This is a genomic window from Pseudarthrobacter sp. J47, from assembly GCF_049810315.1.
GTDB lineage: Bacteria > Actinomycetota > Actinomycetes > Actinomycetales > Micrococcaceae > Arthrobacter.
Genome location: NZ_CP187358.1, coordinates 3,736,024 through 3,760,048 on the forward strand (window position 1 = coordinate 3,736,024; position 24,025 = coordinate 3,760,048).

The 24,025-nt window shown below is 65.8% G+C and carries 23 protein-coding genes; 8 read left to right on the top strand and 15 right to left on the bottom strand.

Features of this window, described 5'->3' with window-relative positions; genetic code table 11:
- Window positions 1–377 precede the first annotated feature (377 nt).
- The 3 genes from ACPJW8_RS17205 to ACPJW8_RS17215 all read left to right on the top strand — a co-directional run bounded on the left by ACPJW8_RS17205 (window position 378) and on the right by ACPJW8_RS17215 (window position 3,046).
- Window positions 378–839, top strand: coding sequence for an Lrp/AsnC family transcriptional regulator (locus ACPJW8_RS17205; protein ID WP_330189156.1), 462 nt, complete (start codon window positions 378–380; stop codon window positions 837–839).
- Between the two features lie 90 nt (window positions 840–929).
- Window positions 930–2,426, top strand: a complete 1,497-nt coding sequence (locus ACPJW8_RS17210; RefSeq protein WP_330189119.1) for a WXG100 family type VII secretion target — start codon at window positions 930–932, stop codon at window positions 2,424–2,426.
- Entirely contained in the window at window positions 2,423–3,046 is a 624-nt protein-coding gene (locus tag ACPJW8_RS17215) for a hypothetical protein (RefSeq protein ID WP_330189118.1), read from the top strand. Before ACPJW8_RS17210 ends, ACPJW8_RS17215 begins: the two co-directional genes overlap by 4 nt.
- A gap of 11 nt (window positions 3,047–3,057) precedes the next feature.
- On the opposite strand, the gene ACPJW8_RS17220 is transcribed toward ACPJW8_RS17215, so the two are convergent.
- Window positions 3,058–3,513 carry an Lrp/AsnC family transcriptional regulator gene (locus ACPJW8_RS17220; protein ID WP_330189117.1) on the bottom strand — a complete coding sequence of 152 codons (456 nt, stop codon included), beginning with the start codon at window positions 3,511–3,513 and terminating at the stop codon, window positions 3,058–3,060.
- A gap of 104 nt (window positions 3,514–3,617) precedes the next feature.
- Between ACPJW8_RS17220 and ACPJW8_RS17225 the strand changes: the two genes are divergently transcribed.
- A complete protein-coding gene (locus ACPJW8_RS17225) occupies window positions 3,618–4,295 on the top strand; it encodes a LysE family translocator (RefSeq protein ID WP_330189116.1) in 678 nt (225 codons plus the stop codon).
- A 4-nt stretch (window positions 4,296–4,299) separates the two neighbouring features.
- Here ACPJW8_RS17225 and ACPJW8_RS17230 read toward each other — a convergent pair whose 3' ends face one another.
- The 5 genes from ACPJW8_RS17230 to ACPJW8_RS17250 all read right to left on the bottom strand — a co-directional run bounded on the left by ACPJW8_RS17230 (window position 4,300) and on the right by ACPJW8_RS17250 (window position 9,045).
- Window positions 4,300–4,665 (bottom strand): nuclear transport factor 2 family protein, encoded by a 366-nt coding sequence (locus tag ACPJW8_RS17230; RefSeq protein ID WP_330189115.1) that lies wholly within the window; start codon window positions 4,663–4,665, stop codon window positions 4,300–4,302.
- A gap of 21 nt (window positions 4,666–4,686) precedes the next feature.
- Window positions 4,687–5,652 (bottom strand): hypothetical protein, encoded by a 966-nt coding sequence (locus tag ACPJW8_RS17235; protein WP_330189114.1) that lies wholly within the window; start codon window positions 5,650–5,652, stop codon window positions 4,687–4,689.
- A gap of 9 nt (window positions 5,653–5,661) precedes the next feature.
- Window positions 5,662–6,162, bottom strand: a complete 501-nt coding sequence (locus tag ACPJW8_RS17240) for a DUF456 domain-containing protein (protein WP_330189113.1) — start codon at window positions 6,160–6,162, stop codon at window positions 5,662–5,664.
- Window positions 6,163–6,291: 129 nt separating this feature from the next.
- The gene (locus ACPJW8_RS17245) at window positions 6,292–7,488 is read right to left on the bottom strand and encodes an NAD(P)-dependent malic enzyme (RefSeq protein WP_330189112.1); all 1,197 of its coding nucleotides are present in this window, start codon (window positions 7,486–7,488) and stop codon (window positions 6,292–6,294) included.
- Window positions 7,489–7,755: 267 nt separating this feature from the next.
- Complete coding sequence (locus tag ACPJW8_RS17250) at window positions 7,756–9,045, bottom strand: MFS transporter (RefSeq protein ID WP_425256371.1); 1,290 nt, start codon at window positions 9,043–9,045, stop codon at window positions 7,756–7,758.
- Between the two features lie 87 nt (window positions 9,046–9,132).
- On the opposite strand from ACPJW8_RS17250, the gene rraA reads away from it, so the two are divergent.
- Window positions 9,133–9,630 (top strand): ribonuclease E activity regulator RraA, encoded by a 498-nt coding sequence (gene rraA / locus ACPJW8_RS17255; RefSeq protein WP_330189111.1) that lies wholly within the window; start codon window positions 9,133–9,135, stop codon window positions 9,628–9,630.
- 153 nt (window positions 9,631–9,783) lie between these two features.
- Window positions 9,784–11,223 carry a sugar porter family MFS transporter gene (locus tag ACPJW8_RS17260; RefSeq protein ID WP_330189110.1) on the top strand — a complete coding sequence of 480 codons (1,440 nt, stop codon included), beginning with the start codon at window positions 9,784–9,786 and terminating at the stop codon, window positions 11,221–11,223.
- Window positions 11,224–11,245: 22 nt separating this feature from the next.
- On the opposite strand, the gene ACPJW8_RS17265 is transcribed toward ACPJW8_RS17260, so the two are convergent.
- From ACPJW8_RS17265 to ACPJW8_RS17290, 6 genes are read right to left on the bottom strand one after another with little or no spacing between them, the layout of a single operon-like run.
- Window positions 11,246–12,214 carry an alpha/beta fold hydrolase gene (locus ACPJW8_RS17265; RefSeq protein ID WP_330189109.1) on the bottom strand — a complete coding sequence of 323 codons (969 nt, stop codon included), beginning with the start codon at window positions 12,212–12,214 and terminating at the stop codon, window positions 11,246–11,248.
- 49 nt (window positions 12,215–12,263) lie between these two features.
- Window positions 12,264–12,791, bottom strand: coding sequence for a GNAT family N-acetyltransferase (locus ACPJW8_RS17270; RefSeq protein WP_330189108.1), 528 nt, complete (start codon window positions 12,789–12,791; stop codon window positions 12,264–12,266).
- Window positions 12,792–12,803: 12 nt separating this feature from the next.
- The gene (locus ACPJW8_RS17275) at window positions 12,804–13,562 is read right to left on the bottom strand and encodes an ABC transporter ATP-binding protein (protein ID WP_330189107.1); all 759 of its coding nucleotides are present in this window, start codon (window positions 13,560–13,562) and stop codon (window positions 12,804–12,806) included.
- The gene (locus ACPJW8_RS17280; RefSeq protein WP_330189106.1) at window positions 13,559–14,605 is read right to left on the bottom strand and encodes an iron chelate uptake ABC transporter family permease subunit; all 1,047 of its coding nucleotides are present in this window, start codon (window positions 14,603–14,605) and stop codon (window positions 13,559–13,561) included. The genes ACPJW8_RS17275 and ACPJW8_RS17280 overlap by 4 nt, the downstream gene beginning before the upstream one ends.
- Entirely contained in the window at window positions 14,598–15,605 is a 1,008-nt protein-coding gene (locus ACPJW8_RS17285; protein WP_330189105.1) for an ABC transporter permease, read from the bottom strand. Before ACPJW8_RS17285 ends, ACPJW8_RS17280 begins: the two co-directional genes overlap by 8 nt.
- Before the next feature lie 24 nt (window positions 15,606–15,629).
- Complete coding sequence (locus ACPJW8_RS17290; protein WP_330189104.1) at window positions 15,630–16,577, bottom strand: siderophore ABC transporter substrate-binding protein; 948 nt, start codon at window positions 16,575–16,577, stop codon at window positions 15,630–15,632.
- Between the two features lie 352 nt (window positions 16,578–16,929).
- Here ACPJW8_RS17290 and ACPJW8_RS17295 point away from each other — a divergent pair, with 352 nt between their 5' ends.
- The gene (locus ACPJW8_RS17295; RefSeq protein WP_330189103.1) at window positions 16,930–17,685 is read left to right on the top strand and encodes a S1 family peptidase; all 756 of its coding nucleotides are present in this window, start codon (window positions 16,930–16,932) and stop codon (window positions 17,683–17,685) included.
- 543 nt (window positions 17,686–18,228) lie between these two features.
- On the opposite strand, the gene ACPJW8_RS17300 is transcribed toward ACPJW8_RS17295, so the two are convergent.
- Genes ACPJW8_RS17300 through ACPJW8_RS17310 form a run of 3 tightly spaced genes read right to left on the bottom strand, consistent with a single transcriptional unit; the run spans window position 18,229 to window position 22,222 of the window.
- The gene (locus ACPJW8_RS17300; RefSeq protein ID WP_330189102.1) at window positions 18,229–19,371 is read right to left on the bottom strand and encodes a mannitol-1-phosphate 5-dehydrogenase; all 1,143 of its coding nucleotides are present in this window, start codon (window positions 19,369–19,371) and stop codon (window positions 18,229–18,231) included.
- A complete protein-coding gene (locus tag ACPJW8_RS17305; RefSeq protein ID WP_330189101.1) occupies window positions 19,371–21,449 on the bottom strand; it encodes a PTS mannitol transporter subunit IICBA in 2,079 nt (692 codons plus the stop codon). Before ACPJW8_RS17305 ends, ACPJW8_RS17300 begins: the two co-directional genes overlap by 1 nt.
- A 50-nt stretch (window positions 21,450–21,499) precedes the next feature.
- Entirely contained in the window at window positions 21,500–22,222 is a 723-nt protein-coding gene (locus ACPJW8_RS17310; protein ID WP_330189100.1) for a TetR/AcrR family transcriptional regulator, read from the bottom strand.
- Between the two features lie 116 nt (window positions 22,223–22,338).
- Here ACPJW8_RS17310 and ptsP point away from each other — a divergent pair, with 116 nt between their 5' ends.
- Window positions 22,339–24,024: a phosphoenolpyruvate--protein phosphotransferase gene (gene ptsP / locus ACPJW8_RS17315; protein ID WP_330189099.1), complete on the top strand. Its 1,686-nt coding sequence runs from the start codon at window positions 22,339–22,341 to the stop codon at window positions 24,022–24,024.
- Window position 24,025: the final 1 nt, after the last annotated feature.

The following is a 24,025-nucleotide window of genomic DNA, read 5'->3' on the forward strand; positions in this document are numbered from 1 at the left end:
ACCCCAAGCCTATGCCGGGACGCACAAGAGCCCGTGAGCCATGGAACACAGGAGCGTTCCGGAAGGACCGGTGTTCCGTGGCTCAGGGGCTCTGGCCGTACCAGCACCCACCGTATGGGCAGTGGCACGCTGGTGAACAAAGGGGCTGACAGATTTGGTGTGAACAAGATTCAGTCAGTGGCAGCGTCCTTGCGGGATGCCTGGTCCAGGGGCCGGGTGGTGTGCCGGGGTTCCTGTAGCCGGTGCGGGATTCGGCGTTCGCCGTTGTCCGTGTTGCCACTATTTGAGCAGGAGTCCTACAGTTGGCACAACAAGCAAGGCTCCAACTGGTCAATCTGACCAACCATCCGGGCCGCCATGGAACGAAAGTGGGCACATTGCAGATCCTCGACGCCACCGACCGCCGCATCCTCCTGGCGCTGGACGACGACCCCCGGCTTCCCATCATGGTCCTGGCCCAGCGGCTGGGCCTGGCGCGCGGAACTGTGCAGTCGCGCCTGGAGCGGATGACGGCGTCGGGAGCGCTTCGTCCCAACAGCAGCCGCGCCCTGCCCGCCGCCCTGGGCCGGGGAGTGGCCGCAGCGGTGAGCGCCGAACTGGACCAGAGCCACCTGAACGAGGCGATTGCCGCGCTGCGCGAAATCCCGGAAGTCCTCGAATGCCACGCACCCGCCGGCGATACCGACCTCCTGATCCGCGTGGTGGCCACCAGCCCGGACGATCTGTACCGCGTCTCAGAGGAAATCCGGCTGTGCCCGGGCATCGTGCGCACGTCCACCAGCATGTTCCTGCGCGAAGTGATTCCGTACCGGACCACCGGCCTGCTCGGCGAGCAGTAGCCCCGGCAATCCGCCGGATGGGCACCCCTCCCCATCGCCGCCGTCGTGAGCGTCCGGCTAGGGTGGGAGCAGACTCGAATCGGGGGAAGCATGGCAGGAAATTTCTACGGCGCGGACGTCGCCCAACTGCGCCAGCTGGCCAAGGACATGGCCAACGGCGCCACCCGACTGGGCAACCTGGGGCAGCAGCTCAGCAGCGCCGTCAGCACCAGCCCCTGGAAAGGGAACGACGCCGAACGCTTCCGGAGCGCGTGGAGCAGCCACCATTTGAAGGTGCTCAAGTCAGCCTCTGCCCAACTTAATGCCGCGTCCAAGGCGCTGCTGCGGAACGCTGACGAGCAGGACAAATCCAGCAACAGCAACGGCGGATCCGGCTCCGGGAACGCGAATGGTCCCGGCGGCGGCCCCCATTCCACCGATCCGGCCGCGCAGGAGCTGACTGACAAGCTGGAGGCCATGACGCCGGCGGAGCGCGCCGAGTACCTGGCCAGCGACGAGTTCAAGAAGTGGGCGCTGGAGCACCCGGAGGCCGCGAAGGCCGCCATGGACGCAGCCGCCGATTCCGGGCTGATCAACAAGAAGTCAGAGGAATACGCGGACTTCCTCAGCGACTACTGGAACCAGCAGGCCATGCGCGAGATGGGCATCGACCCCTCCACCTGGGACACCTCCCTGGGAACCGAACACAACTGGGAGACCATCAAGAGCGTCTACGACTTCTACGGCAAGGCCTACCTGGCCAACCCGGACCTGCAGTGGGCCGGCATGGCCAACATGATCGGCCCGTCCTTCGCCGGCGGCTTCCGGGACATGGCACTCCTGCGGGACCTGGCGCAGCAGATCACCAACAATCCCGTCTCCAACGTCCCGCTGCCCGTCCTGGACCAGCTGGAGCAACTGGCCAACATGACGGATGAAGAAATCAAGTTCTACGAAACCAGCATGCTGGACATGAACAAGGAGATCTTCCTGGACCAGGCCTGGCAGCACCAGGCCTACATGAACGGCGGCATCGAGGAGATCAACCGGCTGCAGCAATCCGGTGCCATCGATTCCGTAACGGCCCGCGCCTGGGAGCAGATCGATTCGGGAGACCCTGCCCTGATCAAGGAAGGCAACACCACGCTGCTGTACCGGGAGCAGAACTCGATCATCGCGGACGACTACACCAACATGCGCAACCACCCGGGCGGCGAGGCTGTCACGTACCTGGTCACGCTGGCCGGCGAACCGTCCATTCCGGAAGCGAAGAGCTTCCCGGAGGTCTTCCCCTACACCTACAGCGTGGAATCCCCCGGGCCGGAGAAACTGCCGTGGACCAACTGGGACAACCCCGCCCAGTTCCGCACCGACTTCACCACCGGCTTCCCGGACGGCAACATCGCCGACGCGGACCAGCGCTGGGCCCTCATTTCCCAGGACACCCTGCCGGCGTACCAGAAGCTGCTGGCCAATGATCCGGACCGGGCCGCGCAGATCATCGGCCAGGACTTCAACCAGCGCGTGGACGAGCACCGGCCCCTGAACAACATCGGCAACATCACCGGCAGGTTCCTGGACGGCTTCGACGTGGAGGTGCATCAGTGAGCCGGCTCCGCACCGCCGTCGTCATCGCTGCCCTGGCGGCCCTCCTGGGAACCTCCGCCTGCGGCAGCCCCGAAACCAGTCCTGAAACCACATCCCAAGGGAGTTCCATGAGCACCTCCGAATACTCCACGCTGGACGCCGCAGGCGTGGACAGCATCCGGCAGAACCTCGAAGCGAAGCTGGACATGACATCCGGCAAGCTGGTGAAGTCCCAGGTGGGACTGACCGGCGAAAGCTTCGGACCTGAAATCAACACGCAGGACACCGGGCTCATCAGCCTCACCATCGATGGCCCCGACGGCCGGCTGCAGGCGGAAACGGACCGCATCCGTTTCAACACCACCGCAGCCCGCGAGGACTTCAGCGTTGTCACGTACTTCCTCACCGCCACGTCCGCGGAGGACTACTTCGCGCTGATCCGCGACGGCGTGAAACAGTACGGGATCGACGCCGACGACGCCGAGCGCTGGATCGCCTCCACCGAGGCCGATCCCGCCAAGGAAACGTCCTACTCGCTGACCCCGGGCACGGACATCGGGCTGGAGGTCAACTATGACCTGCGGTACGACGGCGGCGCGGACACCCAGGTGATCATCGTCAACGTGGCGCCGCTCCAGTAGCTGAACACACGCTAAACAGGTGGCCCGGCGTTGGCCTTGAGGTTCTTCATCACCAGTGTTGAGGTGAGCCGTTCGACGCCGGGCAGCGACGTCAGCTCCGAGTCGTAGAACCGCTGGTAGGCGGGGAGGTCCTTGGCGATCACCTTGAGCAGGTAGTCCGGCGAGCCGAACAGCCGCTGGGCTTCCACAATGTGCGGACTGCCGGCCACCTGGTCCTCGAAGAGCTCCATGGTGGGCCTGTCCCCCTGGCGCAGGGTGACGAAGACGATCGCCTCGAACCCCAGCCCCACGGCGCCGGGATCGATGTCCGCCCGGTACCCCCGGATCACGCCGGAGGACTCCAGGTCGCGGAGCCGCCGGTGGCACGGCGCAACGGTCAAACCCACCTTCGCCGCCAGGGCGGTGGCAGTAATCCGACCATCCTCTTTCAGGTGGCGCAAAATTTCCCTGTCAATGCCGTCAATCACGCAAGAATCTTACCCTGAGCCACTGTTTCGCGGCTAAAAAGGCGAACACTTATGCCCTGAATTTCCCTAAGGTTTTCCTGTACCCGCCGGACAGGAAGACCCCCGTGAATTCGCAGCTGTTTCTCGCCTTTATCGTTGTGGCCGCGGCGCTGGCCTGCACCCCCGGCGTCGACTGGGCCTACTCCATCACCGCGGGGCTGAAGCAGCGGAGCTTTGTTCCTGCCGTCGCCGGCCTGTGCAGCGGCTACGTCCTCCACACCGCACTGCTGGTCCTGGGCCTTGCCGCGTTATTGGCAGGCATGCCCGGGGTGCTGGGCTGGCTCACCATTGCCGGCGCCGGGTACCTGTTGTGGCTGGGAGTGGGAACCCTCCGCTCCTGGCGCGGCGCAAGCTTCTCGACGGCGGCTGCCGGGGGTCAGGGGGCCTCTATTCAGGGTGCCGGAGTTCAGGGCGCCGGGACCAACAACCAGCTCCGGACGTTCCTGCAGGGCATGGGAACCAGCGGCATCAACCCCAAGGGCCTGCTCTTCTACGTGGCCCTGGTTCCACAGTTCGTCAGCACCGACGCCGCATTCCCCGTGCCGGTGCAATCGGGGCTGCTGGGCCTGACGTTCGTAGCCCTCGCCGGACTCGTGTACACCGGCGTCGCGTTGCTGGCCAGGACCCTCCTGCAGAGCCGGCCGGGTGCGGCGCGTATTGTCACGCTGGCCAGCGGCATCATTATGGTGGCGCTGGGCGTGGTGCTGCTTTCGGAGCAGCTGCTGCCACTGGTTCTGCGCTGAGAAATTACGGCTCGGCGCCGTCTTCCATGTACCACTCCGTGAATTCGGTGGCCCGTCCATCCTCTGCCAGCCGGATGATCCAGAGGTTGTGGTAGCTGGGCCGGTCCCCCAGGTAATCCGTGTAGCCCTGGACAAAGGCGAGGTCCCCGTCGGAGCCCAGCAGTTTCCAGTCGAAGGTCCAGTCCTCGGGTTCGTCCCTGGCGGTCAGCCAGCGGTCCACAATCTCCTCGCGCCCCCGCCATGCGTCGGGATCGTGCGGCCGCGTGGAGTAGACGGCGTCCTCCGTAAAGAGGGCTTTGATGTCTTCGGGATCGTTGGTGCTCCACGCCGCGATGTACTTTTCCATCCAGAAACGGATTGCATCACCCATTACTCCGTTGTACTCCGCGGACTACTGGCCGTCCAGCCTCTTCCAGTCCTGCTCCCAGAGCCGGCGCTCGTGCACGTCCTTGCGGATGATTTCAAAAGGTTCGGCCGGTTCCGGACGGCTGCGAAGCCAGTCGCGGGGATTGAGCGACTTCCGGCCGTTGTCCAGCAGCAGGAGCGCCCGGTCCGTCAGTGCGTCGCTTCGCAGCACGGGGTCGGTTTTCCGGCGGCGCAGGACTTCCCGGAGGGCGACGTCCGCCTGGGCCCGGGCACCCAGCCGCCTCAGCGACCTGGCACGGAGGAGCAGCAGTGCGGCAGCCAGGTCATCGGAGTTCAGCAGGCCTTCGGTCCAGATCACCACTTCCTTGTCCCAGCCCAGCTCAAAGGCCAGGGCGCAGCGGGCCAGGGCTGAAGGCAACGACGGCGGCAGCCCGCTGACGGCGTGGAGTGCGGCTTCAAGCTGGCCGGTTTCCCGCAGCGCGTGGGACAGGGCCAACACCACGGACTCCTGGCTGAAGAGCACAGGGACATTGATCCGGTCGGCCACCTCCACCTTGGTGACCACCCGCGAAAGGTACGCGTAGGCATACTGGTTCGCTTCGTCGTCGTTCCTGGTTGCCAGTCCGCGCTGGAGCAGCCCGGCCGCATAGGGGTACCGCCCCTGCTGGTAGGCCAGCAACCCGGCCATCACGTAGCAAAGCCCGGCCCAGCCCGGATACGCGCGGGCCAGGGTGACCAGGCGCTGCGGATCGGTGGCGGTGAAAATCGCCTCGTGTACGGCGCGGGCGGTCCGGCTGGCGGCGCGCTTGGGCCGCGGAACCGGGCCCTGGACGGTGATCAGCGCCGCACTCCGGCCACCCAAAGCACCCAGGATCAACCCGCCCACGCCGTCCGCGAGTTCCCGGACAGGGGTGCGGACGTGCGCCGGTCCGAACGGTGTGAGGTCCCGGGCATCCCTATAGATTGGCGTAGCAGAATCCCCCGCGGTCATCCTTCCATGCTACGTCGCCGCGGCGACCCAGAGTCCGATCACCCAGGTGCTGGCGGCCAGGCAGGCCAGGCCGAACTCCACCAGGATGCCCAGGCCCGTGGCCTTCAGGGCGGCCCAGCTGGTGGTGGTGGCGGTGCCGAAATTCCTGGTCCGGGCGAACTCACTGAGCAGCAAACCCGCCGCGAAGCCCACAAAGAGGCCCACCACGGGAATGATGAACATCCCCACGATGCCGGCAGCCACCCCGATCATCACGCTGCGGCCCGGAATGGCGTGTTGCCTGAGCTTCCGGCCCGTCAGCACGGCGCTGGCCGCCATTCCGGTGGCCACAAAGACGATGCCGATGGCAAAGACCACCCACGCCACCGTGCCGGCGCCGCCCCAGATGGCCCAGGCCAGCAAGGCAGCGCCGATCAGGATGCTTCCGGGCAGCACGGGCACCACCGTCCCGGCAACACCCACCAGGATGGCGAGGCCGCAAAGGATGGTCACAACGGTTTCCTGGGTCATGCCCCCAGTTTAGGGCGGCCGGCCGGGCCCGCCCGCTTCGATGGTTCCGTACCCACACGCTGATCCGGGTCATCGTGTGTGCAGGGAACCATCGAGACGGCGAGACGGCGGCCAGCCGGGCCCGGGGACCTACTCCGTGACTGCGGCGGCGACGGCGGCCGTCACCGCAGGAGCGACGCGCGGATCCAGCGGGCTGGGCACGATGTAGTCGGCGGACAGGTCAGCTTCGGCCAGTTCGGCGATGGCGCGTGCGGCGGCAATCTTCATGGCCGGCGTGATCCGGCGGGCGCCGGCGTCGAGGGCTCCGCGGAAGATGCCGGGGAAGGCCAGGACGTTGTTGATCTGGTTCGGGAAGTCGCTGCGGCCGGTGGCCACCACGGCGGCGTACCGGGCGGCAACCTCCGGCAGGACTTCGGGATCCGGGTTGGACAGGGCGAACACAATGGCGTCCTGGTTCATCAGGGCCAGGTGCTCCTCGGCCAGCTTGGAGGAGGAGACGCCAACGAACACGTCCGCGCCGGTCAGTGCCTCGGCCGGGCCACCGGCAATGCCGCGGGGGTTGCTGCGCCCGGCGATGTCCGCCTTCTTGCTGGAGGCGTCAGCGGCCAGGTCCTCGCGGGCGCCGTTGATCACGCCGCGGGAATCCAGCAGCACAACGTCCGGGATACCGGCGGCAAGCAGGATCTCGGCGACGGCGATTCCCGCCGCACCGGCACCGGAAACCACCACCTTGAGCCCGGCCAGGTCGCGGCCGGTCACCTTGGCGGCGTTGGTCAGGGCCGCGAGAACCACGACTGCGGTACCGTGCTGGTCATCGTGCATCACCGGGCAGTCCAGGGCCTCGATGAGCCGTTCCTCCAGCTCGAAGCAGCGCGGCGCAGAGATGTCCTCGAGGTTCACGGCACCGAAGCTGGGACGCAGGCGGACCAGGGTTTCAATGATCTCGTCCACGTCAGTGGTGTTGATGACCAGCGGGATGGAGTCCAGTTCGCCGAAGGTCTTGAACAGCGCGGACTTGCCTTCCATGACGGGCAGCGATGCGCTGGCGCCAATGTTGCCCAGGCCCAGGACGGCGGTGCCGTCACTGACCACAACCACCAGGCGCTGGGCCCAGGTGTGGGTTTTGGCCAGCTCAGGGTTGGCGGCAATGGCGCGGCTGACCTCTGCCACGCCGGGCGTGTAGGCGATGGAGAGATCGCGCTTGTTGGTCAGCGGAACGGTGCTGGTAACGGAGAGCTTTCCACCCAGGTGGGACTCGAAGATTTCCTGTTCCGTCAGTGCTTCGGCGGCGGATTGATCCTGCTGGTCAATGGTCTGAATGGACACGTCTTTGTCTCCTAGCGGCTGGCCTTAGCGGCTCAGAATGGTGAGTTTCCGCCGGAGCAGGCAGCCCCGCCGGTTGCTGCCATGCTAGACAACCTCCGAACAGGGGCCTGACCAAAATTGGCCCATTGCCGCGTTTATGTGAGCCAGATCACCGATATAACCTGTTTTAATTGCAGGTGGTCTAGACCTGTTACGGGGTTTTTACTGACTTCAGCCGCTTGTGACCGGCCAGCGGGCCACAAGGTGTACCGGGCGTTGCCAGGTGGTCTAGGCGACAGACTTGATCTTCACAACGAACACGGCGCCCAACAGTCCGATCACGGCCGCCGTCGTAAAGAGCGTGACGTAACCGCCCAAATAGGTGAGGGAAACGAACGCCAGCATCGGCGCAAAAACCTGCGGCAGCGAGTTGGCCACGTTGATCACGCCCATGTCCTTGCCACGGCTGATGGCCTGCGGAAGCACCTGGGTGAGAAGAGCGAAGTCAACGGCCAGGTAGGCGCCAAACCCGATGCCCAGCACGGCAGCACCCACCAGCGCCCCGGGCCACACCGGGAAGAAGGCCATGATCAGCGCAGCCAGGGCAATGGTGGCGGAGGAGCCGATCACAAACGGCTTCCGCTTGCCGGTGCGGTCGCTCCACGGCCCGGCCAGCACCGCCGTCACCATAACCATCAGCGCGTAGATGCCGGTGAGGATCAGGACGCCAAGGGCAGGATCGTCGTGCTTGATGATGTCCCGGAGGAAGAACAGCAGGTACACAATGGTCAGCTGGTTCCCCACGTTGACCAGGAAGCGGGTGAGCCACGCCCACGCGAAGTCGGGGTGGCGCACCGGGCTGATCCAGAAGCCCCGTGCGAAGCTGCGCAGGTTGAACGGTTCGCGGGCCTCCCGAGGCAGCGGCGGATCGTTGCGGTGGAACAGGTAGGGCAGCACGGAGAACAGGAGCGCACCGGCACAGAGCCAGTAACCCACCATGAAATTACCGCTCACGACGGCGCCGAACACGGCTCCCAGCAGGATGCCCGCCGTTTGCCCCATGGCAGCCAGTCCGCCCACCCCGCCGCGCTGCAGTACCGGAACACGGTCCGGAACGGCGGCGGTGATGGATGCGTAGGCGGCGTTCGCGCCCAGCTGCACCAGGCACCAGAACAGCACCATCAGCGCCACAATGGTTGCGCCGGACATCGCCAGCAGCGCAGCAGTGGCAAGGACGGCTCCGGCCAGGACCCACGGCGCCCGGCGGCCAAAGCCGGAAACGGTGCGGTCAGACAGGGCACCGAACAGCGGGTTTGCCATCAGGGACACGGCAGCGCCGCACCCGGTGACCAGGGACAGGATGGCTTCCTTGTTCCCCGGATCAATGCTGATGGCCTGCTGGCCAATAAAAACGTTGATGGGGCCAAAGAACGCGGCGTTGATACCTACGTTGACCAGGACCAGCCCCATGATCCAGCGGGGCGTCACTTTGGTGGTGGGCTCGGCCAGCGCGGGATGGCCGGCGGCCGGAACGGCTCCGGGGTCTTGCGCCGAAGCAGGCGAATCGGACAGGCTCACTGCTGGCTCCCCAGGACGGTTTTCAGGTGTGCAAACAGACTATCGTGGGGCATCACAGCACCACCCATTTCAACGACTGGAGTATCCATGGCTGAACCAAATATCGCCCCGCTCCCCCAGCACGTCAACACCGCCGATCTTTACGATGAACGCGGCGATGAACTGGACTCCGTTTCCCTGCAGTTCCAGGACCTTGGCGGGCGGACGCACTTCAGCGGCCCGGCCCGGACCATCCGCTGCCTGGAGGACAACGGCCTGGTGAAATCCACCCTGGCAACGCCGGGCAACGGTGCCGTCCTGGTGGTTGACGGCGGCGGCTCACTGCGGACTGCCCTGATGGGGGACATGATTGCGGCGAGCGCCGTGGCGAACGGGTGGTCCGGCGTCGTCATTAATGGCGCCATCCGGGACCGCGAGGCGATTTCCGCGCTGGACCTGGGGGTCAAGGCCCTGGGCAGCAACCCGCGCAAAAGCAGCAAGGCGGGCGCCGGGGAGATGGACGTGCCGGTGGACCTGGACGGCGTCAGCATCCGGCCCGGCGCCATGGTCTGGTGCGATCCTGACGGGATCCTGGTGGAGCGCTGAACGGCTGCCAAGGCACCCCGGCAGGGCTCTGCAGCCACGGCATGTAGATCTTCGTCTCATTCCGGAGCCTTTGACAAAGTGGCGGCAGCGGATGGTGTAAGACTGGGGACGCCCTTCGGGGCGCGGACCTGATTTTTTACCCCGAGGAGCCTCATGACCACCGCTGCAGGACAACAGTCCACCACGATTCCAAAGCGGGTGGTCTGGCTGGCGCTGGCCGGCGCTGTGGGCGGGTTCCTGTTCGGCTTTGATTCCTCGGTGGTCAACGGCGCAGTAGACGCCCTCCAGGGTGAGTTCGCACTGTCCGAGGCCGTCACCGGCTTTGCCGTGGCCGTTGCCCTGCTTGGCTGCGCGGCCGGCGCCTACCTGGCTGGCAAGGTGGCTGACAAATACGGCCGCATCCCCGCCATGAAACTCGGCGCCGTGCTCTTCCTGGTCAGCGCCATCGGCACGGGCTTCGCCTTCGGCGTGTGGGACCTGATTTTCTGGCGCCTGGTGGGCGGCTTGGGCATCGGCCTGGCGTCCGTCATTGCGCCCGCCTATATCTCCGAGATCTCGCCGCGGCAGGTCCGCGGACGGCTGGCCTCGCTGCAGCAGCTGGCCATCACCACGGGTATCTTCGCCGCCCTGCTCTCCGACGCCCTGTTCGCCACCGGCGCCGGCGGCGCGGACCACCCGTTCTGGCTGGGCATCGAGGCCTGGCGCTGGATGTTCCTGGCAGGCGCCGTTCCCGCCGTCGCTTACGGCTGGATTGCGTTCACCCTGCCCGAGTCCCCGCGCTTCCTGGTCTTCCAGGGCAAGGAGGACCAGGCCCGGAAGGTGTTCGATTCGATTGCGCCCGCCGAGGACACGGACAGGCACATCCGGGAGATCCGCGAGGCGATCGACATGGACCAGCTGGCCGGCAAGGAAGGCTCGCTGCGCGGCAAGACCCTGGGCCTGCAGGGCGTGGTGTGGATCGGCATCATCCTGTCCGTGCTGCAGCAGTTCGTGGGCATCAACGTGATTTTCTACTACTCCACCACGCTGTGGAAGGCCGTGGGGTTCCAGGAAAGCGACTCGCTGGCCATCTCCGTTGCCACGTCCGTCACCAACATCCTGGTGACGCTTGTGGCCATCGCCCTGGTGGACCGGATCGGCCGGCGCCCCATCCTGCTGACGGGCTCCATTGGCATGGCCGTTTCCCTTGGCGTGATGGCGCTGGCCTTCTCCTCGGCCGTAGGTACCGGGTCCGAGATTTCGCTGCCCGGCGCGTGGGGCCCGGTGGCCCTGGTGGCCGCGAACGTCTTCGTCATCAGCTTCGGAGCGTCCTGGGGCCCGCTGGTCTGGGTACTGCTGGGTGAAATCTTCCCCGCCCGCATCCGCGCCCGCGCCCTGGGCCTGGCAGCGGCTGCGCAGTGGATCGCCAACTTCGCCATCACCCTGAGCTTCCCGGTCATGGCTGCCGCCTCGCTGCCCGTCACGTACGCCATGTACGCACTTTTCGCCGCGGCCTCGTTCTTCTTCGTGATGTTCAAGGTGCCCGAAACCAACGGAATGTCCCTGGAACAGGCCAAGACCCTGTTCGTCCCTAAGGGTTCCGTCAAGCGCTAAGGCGGAAGGCCGACGTCGGGCGTTACTTGGGGGCGGTCCGGAACCGTACCGTGCTGCCCAGCTCAGCCACTGCACTGGCGAGTGCCGCCGCGGACTCAGGGCCGCCGTGGCCTTCGTCTTCGATCACGGTGAGCCGGCTGGTGTCCCAGCGCTGGTGGATTTTCCAGGGTGTGATGACGGGCCCGCTGATGTCCCGGCGGCCGTGGATCAGGTGCCCGGGGATCCCGTTCAGTTCGTGGATGCGGGGCAGGATTTCCCTGCCGTCCGTCAGGAACCCGTCGTTGGCCCAGTAGTGGGTGACCAGGGTGGCGAACGTGAGGCGCTCCTGTTCGTCCTGGAACATGGGGCCGGGCTGCCACCTCGGGTCCAGGGAAATGTGCGTGGATTCCCATTGATCCCAGGCCAAGGCCGCGGCCCGGGCGTCCTCCCGGTCGGCGCCGGCCAGCCTGCGGGCGTATGCCTCCACCACGCGTTCGCCGGGCAGGCGCCGGGCCGACTCCGCGAACGCCGCCCAGGCTTCCGGGAAGATGCTGCCCACACCTTCCGTTATCCAGTCCACTTCCTCGCGGCTGGTGGTGGTCACCGCCACCACGGCGATTCCCAGGACGCGGTCCGGGTGTTCCAGGGCGTAGGCGAGGGCGAGCGTGCTGCCCCATGACCCGCCCGTGACGATCCATTGTTCGACGCCGAGGTGCCTGCGCAGAACTTCCACGTCCTCAATCAGCGTGGCGGTGGTGTTCAGGGCCAGCCCGGGAAGGTCATCCTGGACCAGGGGGGTGCTTTTGCCGCAGCCGCGCTGGTCAAGGCCGATCGTCCAGAACAGGTCCGGATCGTGCTGCCTCCGGTAGCCACCGGTCCCCAGCGAACTGCCGGGCCCGCCGTGCAGGTACAGCACGGGGACGCCATCCGGATTTCCCGTGGTTTCCCAATAGATCCGGGCACGCCGGACATCCAGCCAGCCGTGTTCAGTTGCCGCGTTCTCTTCCACCATGGGACCAACACTAGGCCCGGTGACTGTGGCCAATCGACGGTCGGCGCGCTCAGAGCCGCAGCTTCATACCTTCGTGGCTGGCTTCGAATCCAAGCCGCTCATAGAACCGGTGGGCCCCGGTGCGGGATTTGTCAGTGGTCAGCTGGACCAGGCCACAGCCCCGGCGGCGGGACTCGCCGATGGCCCACTGCACCATGGCCTGACCCACGCCCTGGCCGCGCAGGATGTCCGCCACCCGTACCGCCTCGAGCTGGGAGCGCAGGCTGCCTTTCCGGGACAGCCCGGGAAGAAAGCTGAGCTGGAACGTTGCCACCAGGTGCCGGCCGCGGGCATCGGCGCCGTTGGCGTCGAAGAGTTCGCCCACCACCAGCAGGTGGGCTGGGTCGGCGTCGATCGCCGCGAAAGCGGCCTCGTAAGGCGCCATCTCCGTCTGGTCCTCGCGGGCGGCGGCAAGCGGGTCCTCAGCCACCAGCCGCACGATTCCCGCCACGTCCTCACTGACGGCTTCGCGGAAACGGACGGTGCCGCCGTCGACGTCGAGGGTCAGTAAGGTGCCGGATGCTGTGTCAGGTTTCATGGGACCAGCAAATCATGCGAAGTAGACGCCGATCCGGTTGCCGTCGATTTCTTCGATGCGGATGTCGATGTCATAGACGTCGCGGAGCATGCCCGGCGCCATGATGTGGGCGGGGCTGCCCTGGTGCACAAGCCGGCCGTTCTTCATGGCCAGGATGGTGTCCGAATAGCAGGACGCGAAATTGATGTCGTGCACCACGAGGACGATCGTCTTGCCCAGGTCGTCCGCCAGCCGGCGAAGCAGCCGCATCATCTCGACTGAGTGCTTCATGTCCAGGTTGTTCAGCGGCTCGTCCAGCAGCAGGTATTCCGTGTCCTGGGCCAGCACCATGGCAATGTAGGCCCGCTGCCGCTGGCCTCCGGAGAGTTCATCCACGAACTTGTCCGCCATGGACGTCAGGTCCAGATGGCCGATCGCCTCCTCCACTGCCGCAAGGTCCTCCACAGTGGGCCTGCCGCCGGAGTGCGGGAAGCGGCCGAAGGCCACGAGGTCGCGCACGGTCAGGCGCATGGTGAGGTGGTTTTCCTGCCGCAGGATGGCCATGGTGCGGGCCAGTTCGCGGCTGGGGGTGGCGGCAACATCCAGACCGGCAACGGTCACGGCACCGGATTCCAGCGGCTGAAGGCGGCTGATCAGTGAGAGCAGCGTGGATTTACCGGCCCCGTTGGGGCCGATGATAGAGGTGATCCCGCCGCGCGGAATCTCGCAAGTGACATCATCGAGTACCTTTTGGCCGCCGTAGCTTTTGGAGACATTCCGGACGGCGATCATTTCAGCGAGCCTTTCAGCAGGAGGTAAAGGAACAGGATGCCGCCGGCGAATTCGATGACCACGCTCAGGGCGCTGGCAAACCCGAAGACGCGTTCCAGGATCAGCTGGCCGCCCACCAGCGCCACAGTGCCCAGCAGCACCACGATGGGCAGCAGCCACGCGTGGCTGAACTGCCGGCACAGCTGGTAGCCCAGGCTCACCACCAACAGGCCGAAGAAAGTCACCGGACCCACCAGGGCCGTGGAGACCGCCACCAGCAGCGAGCAGGCCAGCAGGCTCCACATCACCACCCGCCGATGGTCCACCCCCACGTTGATGGCCACTTCGCGGCCCAGCGCCAGGACGTCCAGCGTGTGCCGTGCCCGCCACACCAGCACACCCACGACGCCGATGATCACCCCGGAGACGGCCAGCAGTGATGGTTCCACGTTGTTGAAACTGGCAACAAACAGGTCCTGCAGGATCAGGAATTCGCTCGGCGCCATGAGCCGCTGCAGCAGCGACGACGCCCCGCGGAACAGGCTGCCCAGGATGATGCCCACCAGGAGCAGCAGGTGGATGGACCGGGTGGCCCCGGTGAACATCCAGCGGTACAGCAGGGCACTGAAGCCCACCATCAGCACCACTTCGACGCCGAACTGCACGGTGGGCGGGGCTGCAACCACTGCGGCGGCGCCCAACACAAAGGCCATGCCCGTCTGCACCAGGATGTAAAGGGCGTCAAAGCCCATGATCGACGGCGTCAGGATCCGGTTGGCCGTCACGGTCTGGAACAGCAGCGTGGAGACCCCTACGGCCACGGCCACCGCCACCATGGACGCCACCTTCAGCGCCCGCCGCGGCAGCACGTACCCCACGTTTCCCTTCAGTTCGCTGAACAGGAAGAACCACACGGCGACGACGGCGGCACCCAACAGAATGCCGAACACCACCTCGGGCGGGGCGTTGCGCAGTGAGCGGCGCAGCCGCGGTGCGGAAGGGCCGGCGGCAGCACCGGCGTCGTGCGTTGCTGGAGAAACATTTCCGGTGGCCGTCTCAGGCATTGCGTTTCCTTAGCAGCAGGGCCAGGAAGAGGACGGCGCCCACGACGGACATCACCATGCCCACCGGCACCTCGTAGGGGTAGCGGATGGTGCGGCCGATGATGTCGCAGACCAGCACCAAGCCGGCGCCGAAGAGCGCGGTCCAGGGCACGGCGCGCCGGAGGTTGTCGCCCACCATCAGGGACACGATGTTCGGCACCACCAGGCCCAGGAACGGCACGGCGCCCACGGTGGTGACCACCACGGCGGAGATCAGTGAGACGATCACCAGGCCCAGCCGCATGGTCCTGGCGTAGTTCAGGCCCAGGTTGGTAGTGAAGTCCTGGCCCATTCCGGCCACCGTGAACCGGTCCGCCGCAAGCATGCCCAGCACCATCAGGATGGCCACGATCCACAACAGTTCGTAACGGCCGCGCAGCACACCGGAGAAGTCGCCCACCATCCAGTTGCTCAGCGTCTGCAGAAGGTCATAGCGGTAGGCGAAGAACGTGGTGACGGCGCCGATGATCCCGCCCAGCATGATCCCCACCAGTGGAACCAGCAAGGTGTTGCGCGCCGGGAGGCGCCGCAGGATGGCCAGGAACAGTGCGGTACCCACGACGGCGAACGCGCTGGCTACTGCCATCCGCACCAGAACGGGGGAAGCCGGGGCCACAACTGTGACCACCAGGATGCCCAGGGTGGCCGATTCCAGGGTGCCCACCGTGGAAGGTTCCACGAACCGGTTCCGCGCCATCAGCTGCATGATCAGCCCGGCGACCGCCACGGACATCCCTGCCAGCACCACGGCCAGTGTGCGGGGCAGCCGGGAGATCCAGAAGACCTCCGTGGTCTGCGGGTCTCCGGCCAGCAGTGCGGGCAGGGATACGTCGCTGACGCCCACGAACATGCTGCCCGCGGCCAGGGCCAGGACAACAACGGCAGCCGCAGCCAGGCCCGCGGGTATGCGGGTCCGGCTGCGGCTGATGGGCGCAAGGGTGCGCACTGCCGTGCCAGTCATTTTTTTACAGACGTGCTGGAGCAGTTACGCGAGCGAGTCGGCGACGGCGTCAGCCATGGCCTGGACGTTGTTCAGGCCGTAACCCACGATGTACCAGCTGGCGGGATCGAGGCTGATGACCTTGTTGTTTTTGGCGGCGTTGGTGGACTTGACCAGTTCGTTGTCCAGGATGGGATCAGCTGCGGTTGCCTCGGAACCAATGGCGGTGTCGCGGTTGATGACGTAGAGAATGTCCGGGTTCACGTCCTTGATGTACTCGAAGGAGACTGCCTCGCCGTGGCTGCCTTCCTTCTTGACCTCGGCGGCCGGGCTTACGCCCAGCACGTCGTGGATGATGCCGAAGCGGGAGCCGGCGCCGTAGGCCGTCACTTCCCCGCCGGAGGTGAGGACGATCAGGCCCTTGCCGGCGTCTGTGGCCTTGGCCTTGGTTTCATCGATGGTGACGTTCAGTGCGGCGAGCTTCTCTTCAACTTCGGATTCCTTGTTGAAGATCCTGCCCAGTGTTGCGGTCTGCTCGGCAAAGCTTTCCATGGGCTTGGCCTCATCGATTGCCAGGTTGATCGTGGGCGCGATCTTGCTGAGTTCCTCATAGGCGCCGGCCGTGCGGCCGGAGACAATGATCAGGTCCGGGGCACCTTCGCTGACTGCTTCGAAGTCGGGTTCCTTGAGCGAGCCGATCTTCGCGTAGCTGTCAGCCGCGTACTGTTCCAGTGCCTTGGGGTAGGCCGCCTCAGGGACACCCGCGGGCTCAACGCCCAGGGCATCCATGGTGTCCAGCACACCGAGGTCGAAAGTGAAGACCTTCTCAGGGTTCACCGGGACGTTCTCCGTAGTGCCGGAGGCGTGCTCCACCGTGATGGTGCTGGCCGCCGCCGAGGGCGCGGCTTCCGCACCACCCGAACAGGCCGTCACCGCCAGAAGCGCGGCCCCTGCCGTCAATGCCCCAAAAATCGTTGAAAACCGCTTCTTCACGTTGATCTCCCCAAACTATTACGTCACAAAGTTGTCGCCTAATTTCGATTCTGACCCTATAAGTAAGGATTGGCTAACTTCAAACCGGCCAAGCCGCCAGCACTGCTATAACGGGGCCTGGCGCCCTGTTAAGTGAGGAGTGTCACCTGACTCTCGTGCGCGGACCAAGCATCCTCGCAGCCGGGCCCCCAATATTTACAAACTTTGTCAACATGCGTGACAAAGATTACTAACTGCCAGTAGAGTCTCGCTTGGGCCAGCCATGCGGCTGGCCTATCTACTGGAATCGACCCCGGCACGAGCCGTAATCCGGCCCTGCGCCATGGGTCGCCTTGCGAAGGAGCAACCCGCTTTGAAAATCGCTCGACTACTGGCCACGGCCGCAGCAACCGCCGCCCTTCTGGTTCCCCTCACCACCGCCACGGCGGCACCATCCCCAGGGGGTGACACCGCCAGCCCGGACATAGCCGGCGGCTCCACCACCACCATCTCCGCAGCGCCCTACGCGGCGCAGATTTCCTTCGACTCCACCGGCACCAACGTGGGGTGCACGGGAAGCCAGATCTCCGCCAGCTGGGTCATCACCGCCAAGCACTGCAACTCCACCTCACTGAAGTCCGTCCGGCTGGGCACCACCTACCTGGAAACCGGCGGAACCGTGAAGACCGTGGCCGCGCGCTACGCCTCCAGCACCGGAGACGTCCTGCTCCTGAAGCTGTCCACCCCGCACTACGGCTCCTACGTGGGCCTCTCCAGTTCCTTCCCCGCCACCGGAACGGCTGCGAAGGTCTACGGCTGGGGAGACCAGACCGAGGGAGCGGGCACCATGTCCTACAACCTGAAGACGGCCAACGTCACCGTGGCCGGGCAGGGCGTTGACACCTACGGCGGGGCATCCGTGCGCACCCAGTCGCAGACGGGCCACACGCTGGGCGGCGACTCCGGCGGACCGCTGATCGTGAACGGAAAGCTGGTGGGCGTCCTGTCAACGTCCAGCATCCTGCCCGCCCAGAACCCCTCCGACTACACCCGCTACTACAACGACCACGCGTCCGTTTCCAAGAACCTCTCCTGGATCACCAGCGTGTCAGGCGTGGGCGCTTCGTAGCCGGTTGTTGGATGGCGGGGGCAATCCGTAGACCCGCCCCCTAACCACGAAAGCCGCGCCTTGATGACGACGATCAGGGCGCGGCTTTCGCTTGTTCCACTGTGCATGGCTAATGCGCGGAGTGGGAACCCTGGTTTGCCCGCGTCCCCTCAGCCCTGCGTGTTTTTGCTGCACGAATAAGACGGAGCGCGAAGTAGAGGACTGCTGCCCCGCTCAGGACTCCCAGAAGCCAGGTCCCTTCGATCCCCAGCAGCGGGCCACTGGTACAAGAACTTGTGGCTCCTGAGCCCTCCGCGGCATCACGGCAGACGCCACTCCTGAACCCCAGGTAGAGGATGTTCACGATGACCAGTCCCAGAATCGCCAACAACCAAGGCCACCGCGGCGGGCGGGCCCCTGAATTTGCTTCCATGACTTCACTCTAGGGATCCGCCAGCGCAATAAGCCGCCGCCCAACGTCTCGGTCTGGACACAAAAACGCTCCCCCACCTCCCGCTGAAGACGAAAGGTGAGGGAGCGTTTTGCCAAAAGTGACCGGAGGCGTCAGGCCACCCGTTCCTCCACAAGCCGGCAGACGGCGTCGAACAGCGGGTGCCCGGGGGTGAGCCCGGTGATCTTCTCCGTCGCATCGGCGGGGCTGGAGGAGCCCAGGATGCCGGCGAGCTCGGTGGCCTCGGCGTCGGAAGGATCATTGAAGCGCAGGGCCGCGGAGATGGCGCCGAGCAGGGCTTCGGGAACAATCCCGCGTTCGGCGAGCTCCGCAGCGGGCCCGATGAACCGTTCGTGCCGGCTGAGCTTGCGCAGCGGCGCCCGGCCCACGCGGTTCACGGTGTCCGGCAGGTGCGGATTGGAGAACCGGCGCAGGATCTTCTGCACGTAGGCTTCCTGTTCCTCTTCGCTGAAGCCGTGCTTGGCCACCAGGAGCTGCTTGGTTTCTTCCAGCACGGACCGGACGTCCTCGGCAACGTCCTGGTCCGCCATCGCTTCGGAGATCTTCTCCAGCCCCGCGGCGAAGCCGAAGTAGGCTGCCGAGGCGTGCCCGGTGTTCACCGTGAAAAGCTTCCGCTCAATGTAGGGCGCGAGGTCATCCACAAACGTTGCGCCCGGGATGACCGGCGCCGCTGAACCAAACGGCGTCCGGTCAATAACCCACTCGTAGAACGTTTCCACTGTGACGTCCAAGCCCTGCCCGGGTTCCTGGTTGGGCACAATGCGGTCCACCGCGGTGTTGGCAAACACTGCCTTGTCCGCGAGGGAACCGGCGGCGTCATCCCACAGCTCCGCGATCGCATCACGCAGGATGTCCGTGGCGTTGATCGCGTTCTCGCACGCCATCACCTGCAGGGGTGCAGCGCTGCCGGACCGTGCAGCGATTCCCTTGGCGATCAGCGGTGCCACGAACTTCAGGATGTGCGGGCCCACAGCGGTGGTGACGACGTCGGCAGTGGCGATCTCAGCCACCACCTCCGCCTCCTGGGTGCTGGAGTTCAGCGCCCGGAAATTGCTGACCGTTTTGACGGCGGGGTCCTCCCCCACCTCGTGGACGTTGTAGCTTTCCGCCGCGGCAAGCTGGGCAATCAGGGCGTCTGCGACGTCCGCGAACACCACCTCATACCCGGCATTGTGCAGCAGCAGCCCCACGAACCCGCGGCCAATGTTTCCGGCACCGAAATGAACAGCCTTCACTAGGAATTGACCTTTCCGAAGAGATCCAGGACTTCGTCCACCGTGGTGGCCGCTTCCAGTTGTGCCACCTGGGCCTTGTTGGTGAAGACCTTGGCGATGGAGGACAGGATGTGCAGGTGCTCGTTGTTGACGCCGGCGACGCCCACCACGAACTTGACCTCCTTGCCGTTCCAGTCGATGCCGTCCGGGTAGCGCACCACGGACACAGCGGACTTCATGATGTGCTCCTTGGCGGCGTTGGTGCCGTGCGGGATGGCGAGGTAGCTGCCCATGTACGTGGACACGGATTCCTCGCGCTCATGCATGGCCTCCACGTACGCGGTGTCCACGGCGCCGCGGGCCAGCAGGAGCCTGCCCGCTTCGTCGATCGCCTCATCGCGGGTGGTGGCGGTGCCGGTGAGCACCACGCTGTCAGCCACCAGGATTTCCGACGTCGGAGCGGACCCGGTTGCCACGGCGGAGGACTGTGCGTCCACCGGAGCGTCGGCGGCGTGGGCGCCATGCCCACCAGCGGCACCCGCAGCCGCAGCCGCACCGGCACCCGCGCCGGCCGCACCAGCAGCCACGGCACCTGCGGAAGTACCGCCGTCGGCTGCGGTTTCCGTATTGCTCTCCTTGACCAGCTCCACGATCTCGTCATACCGCGGGCTGTTCATGAAGTTGTCCACGGAGTAGTGCCGGGCACTTTCGGTGGCGGGACGGGCCCGTTCGGTGAGGTCCTGGTGCGTGATGACCACATCATAGGAGTCGCTGAGGTTGGCGATGGCGGAGTTGGTGACCTTGACGTCCGGGAACCCGGCAGCCTTGATCTTGTTCCGCAGCACCGAGGCGCCCATGGCACTGGAGCCCATGCCGGCGTCGCAGGCAAAAACGATGTTCTTGATGGGGCCTGCAGCCGCGGCCGCAGCACCGCCGGTCAGCACGGAGGAGACGGAGCTCTTTTTGCCCTTCATGTCCTCCATGCGGGACGTTGCGGCGGAAAGGTCGCCGTCGCCGTCGCGCACCTTGGAGGTTTTCAGGATCACGCTGGCCACCAGGAAGGACACCGCCGTAGCAAGGATGACGGCGAGGATCACACCCAGGTAGCTGTCCCGGGACGTCTGTGCCACCACGGCGATGATGGATCCCGGAGCGGCCGGGGCAACAAGACCGGCGTTGGTGACTGCGAGGGTGGCGATGCCCGTCATGCCGCCTGCAATGGCCGCGACGATCAGGAGCGGCTTCATCAGGACGTACGGGAAGTAGATCTCGTGGATGCCGCCCAGGAAGTGGATGATGGCTGCGCCGGGAGCGGAAGCCTTGGCGGCGCCGCGGCCGAAGAACATGTAGGCCAGCAGGATGCCCAGGCCCGGGCCGGGGTTGGCCTCAAGCAGGAACAGCATGGACTTGCCCTGCTCCAGCGACTGCTGGACGCCCAGCGGCGTGAGCACACCGTGGTTGATGGCATTGTTCAGGAAGAGGACCTTGGCCGGCTCAATGAAGATGCTGGTCAGCGGCAGCAGGCCGTTGTCCACCAGGAACTGCACCACGTTGCCGGCTGCGGTGCTGAAGGCGGAGACCAGCGGCGAAATGCCGTAGAAGCCCAGCATGGCCAGCAGCGCGCCCCAGATGCCGGCGGAGAAGTTGTTCACCAGCATCTCGAAGCCGGGCCGGATCTTGCCGTCCCACAGCATGTCCAGCTTCTTCATGGTCCAGCCACCCAGCGGGCCCATGATCATGGCGCCGATGAACATGGGGATGCCGGCGCCAACAATCACGCCCATGGTTCCGATGGCACCCACCACACCGCCGCGGACGTCATAGACCATCCGGCCGCCGGTGTAGGCGATGAGCAGCGGCAACAGGTACGTGATCATGGGGCCAACCAGGCCGATGTTGGGGTCACCGTCCGCGTTGGTGCCGAAGCCGCCCAGCTGCGGGACAGGAATCCAGCCCTTTTCGATAAAGAGCGCCGTGATGATGCCCCAGGCGATGAACGCTCCGATGTTCGGCATGATCATGCCGGACAGGAACGTCCCGAACTTCTGGACGCCAACCCGCACGCTGGTGCGGGGTTTCGCAACTGTCTCTGTTGCCATGTTCTTTCCTAACCGTGAATCCTGCTGCTCCGCAGGATGGTCCGATGGGTTCAGGTACTCGAGCTGGAGATTCGGTGCAGCCATTCCAGGAAGAGCTTCAACTCGGAACTGGAAAGCTGGTCCGGGTTGGAAGCCTGGAGGGCCGCGTTCAGTGCAATGGCCGCCACCACCACCGAGGAACGCCCGGTGTCCGCGCCGGCGCCGGCCGCCTGGTCCGTGGATACCGCGAAGATCATGGCGTCCCGGGTGAGGGTGGACAGTTCAAGGTTCCGTTCCGTGGCGGGCTCCGCGATCAGCATGAGCGTGACCCCCACGTTGGCGGCCAGGATGGACCTGGCGGCTTCCCGCGGCGGCACGTTGATCTGCCCGGCGGCAGCTGCCTTGTTCAGCATTTCCTCCATCAGCCCTTCCGCATCAGCCACGATGGCGGGGCGGCTTTCAGGCCGGATGTTGCCGAACATCACCAGGTACAGTTCCGGCTGGTTCAGGCCGAACTGGACGTGGTTGTCCCACATCCGCCGGATGTCTTCCAGCGGTTGTCCGGAAGGGGCGAAGTCGCGTTCGTCCCTGACGTATTCTTCAAAACCGGCCGCGACGACGGCGTCGAACAGTCCTTCTTTGTCTCCGAAGTGGTGGTACAGAGTGGGAGCTGTAACCCCTGCCAGTTTGGTGATCTGGCGGGTGGAAACGGGCGCTCCCCCGGACTTGGCCAGCAGTTCCGCGGCAGCGCGCAGGAGCCGCGCCTTGGGCGGTAGCTGGCCATCGATACTCATAACCGCTACCCTAGCACCTATAGCGTTGCTATATGAACTGCATCACATAGACTATTTGCAGGCTCCGGCAGCACGGCAGCACCACCAGCGAACACGGCAAAGAACGAGGACCTTCAATGCAGAACTTCCCAGGCGTGGGCGTGAGCCCCGGCCGCATCATCGGACCCATCCGGCAGATGCCCAAGCCGATCAGCGAACCCCCGGCAGGCGAACAGCTCGCCGCCGGCACCACTGCCGAGGATGCAATCGCAGCCCTGAAGGAAGCGGCGCAGGCCGTCCATGACGAACTCAAAGGCCGTGCCGCACTGGCTATTGGGGACGGCAAGGCTGTCCTTGAAGCCACGGCGCTGATGGCCAAGGACACCATGCTGATCAAGGGTGCGTCCAAGCTCATCGCCCGCGGCACCTCCAGTGAGCGCGCCGTATGGGAATCGGGCGCCTCGGTATCGGAGATGCTGCTGAACCTGGGCGGCTACATGGCCGAACGTGCCACTGACGTGCTGGACGTCCGCGCCCGCATTGTGGCCCAGCTGCGCGGAGTTCCCGCGCCCGGCATCCCCCAGTCCGCCGAACCGTTCGTGCTGGTGGCGGAGGACCTCGCCCCCGCTGACACCGCCACCCTGGACCCCAACAAGGTCCTGGCCCTGGTCACCGCCGGCGGCGGCCCGCAGTCCCACACCGCCATCATTGCCCGTTCGCTGGGCCTGCCCGCCATTGTGGCCGCTTCCGGCGTGGACGACCTCCCGGACGGCACCGAAGTCTTCGTTGACGGCGCCGCCGGCACCCTGGTTGCGGAGCCGGACGCGTCCCACCACGCCGCCGCGGAGGCGTGGGCCACCACCGCGTCCCTGCTGGCCGAGTTCAGCGGGACGGGTTCGACGGCGGACGGCCACCTGGTGCCGCTGCTCGCCAACGTTGGAGGTGCCAAGGACGCCGAAGCCGCAGCCGCCCTGGGCGCGCAGGGCGTGGGCCTGTTCCGCACCGAATTCTGCTTCCTGGAACGCGACACCGAGCCCTCCGTGGAGGAGCAGGCCGCAGCGTACAAGGGCGTTTTTGATGCGTTCCCGGGCAAGAAGGTGGTGCTGCGTACCCTCGACGCCGGCGCGGACAAGCCGCTGCCGTTCCTCACCGACTCCACCGAGCCCAACCCTGCACTGGGAGTCCGCGGCTACCGCACCGACTTCACCACGCCAGGCGTCCTGGACCGCCAGCTGGAAGCCATTGCCCTGGCCCAGAAGGATTCCGAAGCGGACGTCTGGGTGATGGCTCCCATGATCTCCACCGCTGAGGAAGCCGCCCGGTTTGCCTCCATGTGCGCCGACGCCGGCATCCAGACCCCCGGAGTGATGGTTGAGGTCCCCTCGGCCGCCCTCACCGCAGAGGCCATCCTCCGCGAAGTGGGTTTCGCCAGCCTCGGCACCAACGACCTCACCCAGTACGCCATGGCGGCAGACCGCCAGCTGGGCCCGCTGGCCAACCTGAACACCCCGTGGCAGCCGGCCGTCCTGCGATTGGTGGGGCTCACCGTTGAAGGCTCCCGCGCAGAGGGCAACAACAAACCCGTGGGCGTCTGCGGTGAGGCAGCCGCAGACCCGGCGCTCGCCGTCGTGCTTACCGGCCTGGGCGTGAACACCCTGTCTATGACCGCCCGCTCGCTGGCAGCAGTGGCAGCCGTTTTGAAGACCGTCACCCTGGCCGAGGCGCAGGAGCTGGCCAAGCTGGCACTGTCCGCACCGAGCGCCACGGAAGCGCGGGCGTGGGTCCGCGCGAAGCTGCCGGTCCTGGAGGAACTGGGACTCTAGG

Bases quoted from the DNA above. Each gene is read 5' to 3' on its own strand.
- ACPJW8_RS17210 (WP_330189119.1), top strand. From the start codon at position 930: ATGGCAGGAAATTTCTACGGCGCGGACGTCGCCCAACTGCGCCAGCTG.
- ACPJW8_RS17230 (WP_330189115.1), bottom strand. From the start codon at position 4,665: ATGGGTGATGCAATCCGTTTCTGGATGGAAAAGTACATCGCGGCGTGG.
- ACPJW8_RS17235 (WP_330189114.1), bottom strand. From the start codon at position 5,652: ATGACCGCGGGGGATTCTGCTACGCCAATCTATAGGGATGCCCGGGAC.
- ACPJW8_RS17240 (WP_330189113.1), bottom strand. From the start codon at position 6,162: ATGACCCAGGAAACCGTTGTGACCATCCTTTGCGGCCTCGCCATCCTG.
- rraA (WP_330189111.1), top strand. From the start codon at position 9,133: ATGGCTGAACCAAATATCGCCCCGCTCCCCCAGCACGTCAACACCGCC.
- ACPJW8_RS17260 (WP_330189110.1), top strand. From the start codon at position 9,784: ATGACCACCGCTGCAGGACAACAGTCCACCACGATTCCAAAGCGGGTG.
- ACPJW8_RS17265 (WP_330189109.1), bottom strand. From the start codon at position 12,214: ATGGTGGAAGAGAACGCGGCAACTGAACACGGCTGGCTGGATGTCCGG.
- ACPJW8_RS17270 (WP_330189108.1), bottom strand. From the start codon at position 12,791: ATGAAACCTGACACAGCATCCGGCACCTTACTGACCCTCGACGTCGAC.
- ACPJW8_RS17275 (WP_330189107.1), bottom strand. From the start codon at position 13,562: ATGATCGCCGTCCGGAATGTCTCCAAAAGCTACGGCGGCCAAAAGGTA.
- ACPJW8_RS17280 (WP_330189106.1), bottom strand. From the start codon at position 14,605: ATGCCTGAGACGGCCACCGGAAATGTTTCTCCAGCAACGCACGACGCC.
- ACPJW8_RS17285 (WP_330189105.1), bottom strand. From the start codon at position 15,605: ATGACTGGCACGGCAGTGCGCACCCTTGCGCCCATCAGCCGCAGCCGG.
- ACPJW8_RS17305 (WP_330189101.1), bottom strand. From the start codon at position 21,449: ATGGCAACAGAGACAGTTGCGAAACCCCGCACCAGCGTGCGGGTTGGC.
- ACPJW8_RS17310 (WP_330189100.1), bottom strand. From the start codon at position 22,222: ATGAGTATCGATGGCCAGCTACCGCCCAAGGCGCGGCTCCTGCGCGCT.
- ptsP (WP_330189099.1), top strand. From the start codon at position 22,339: ATGCAGAACTTCCCAGGCGTGGGCGTGAGCCCCGGCCGCATCATCGGA.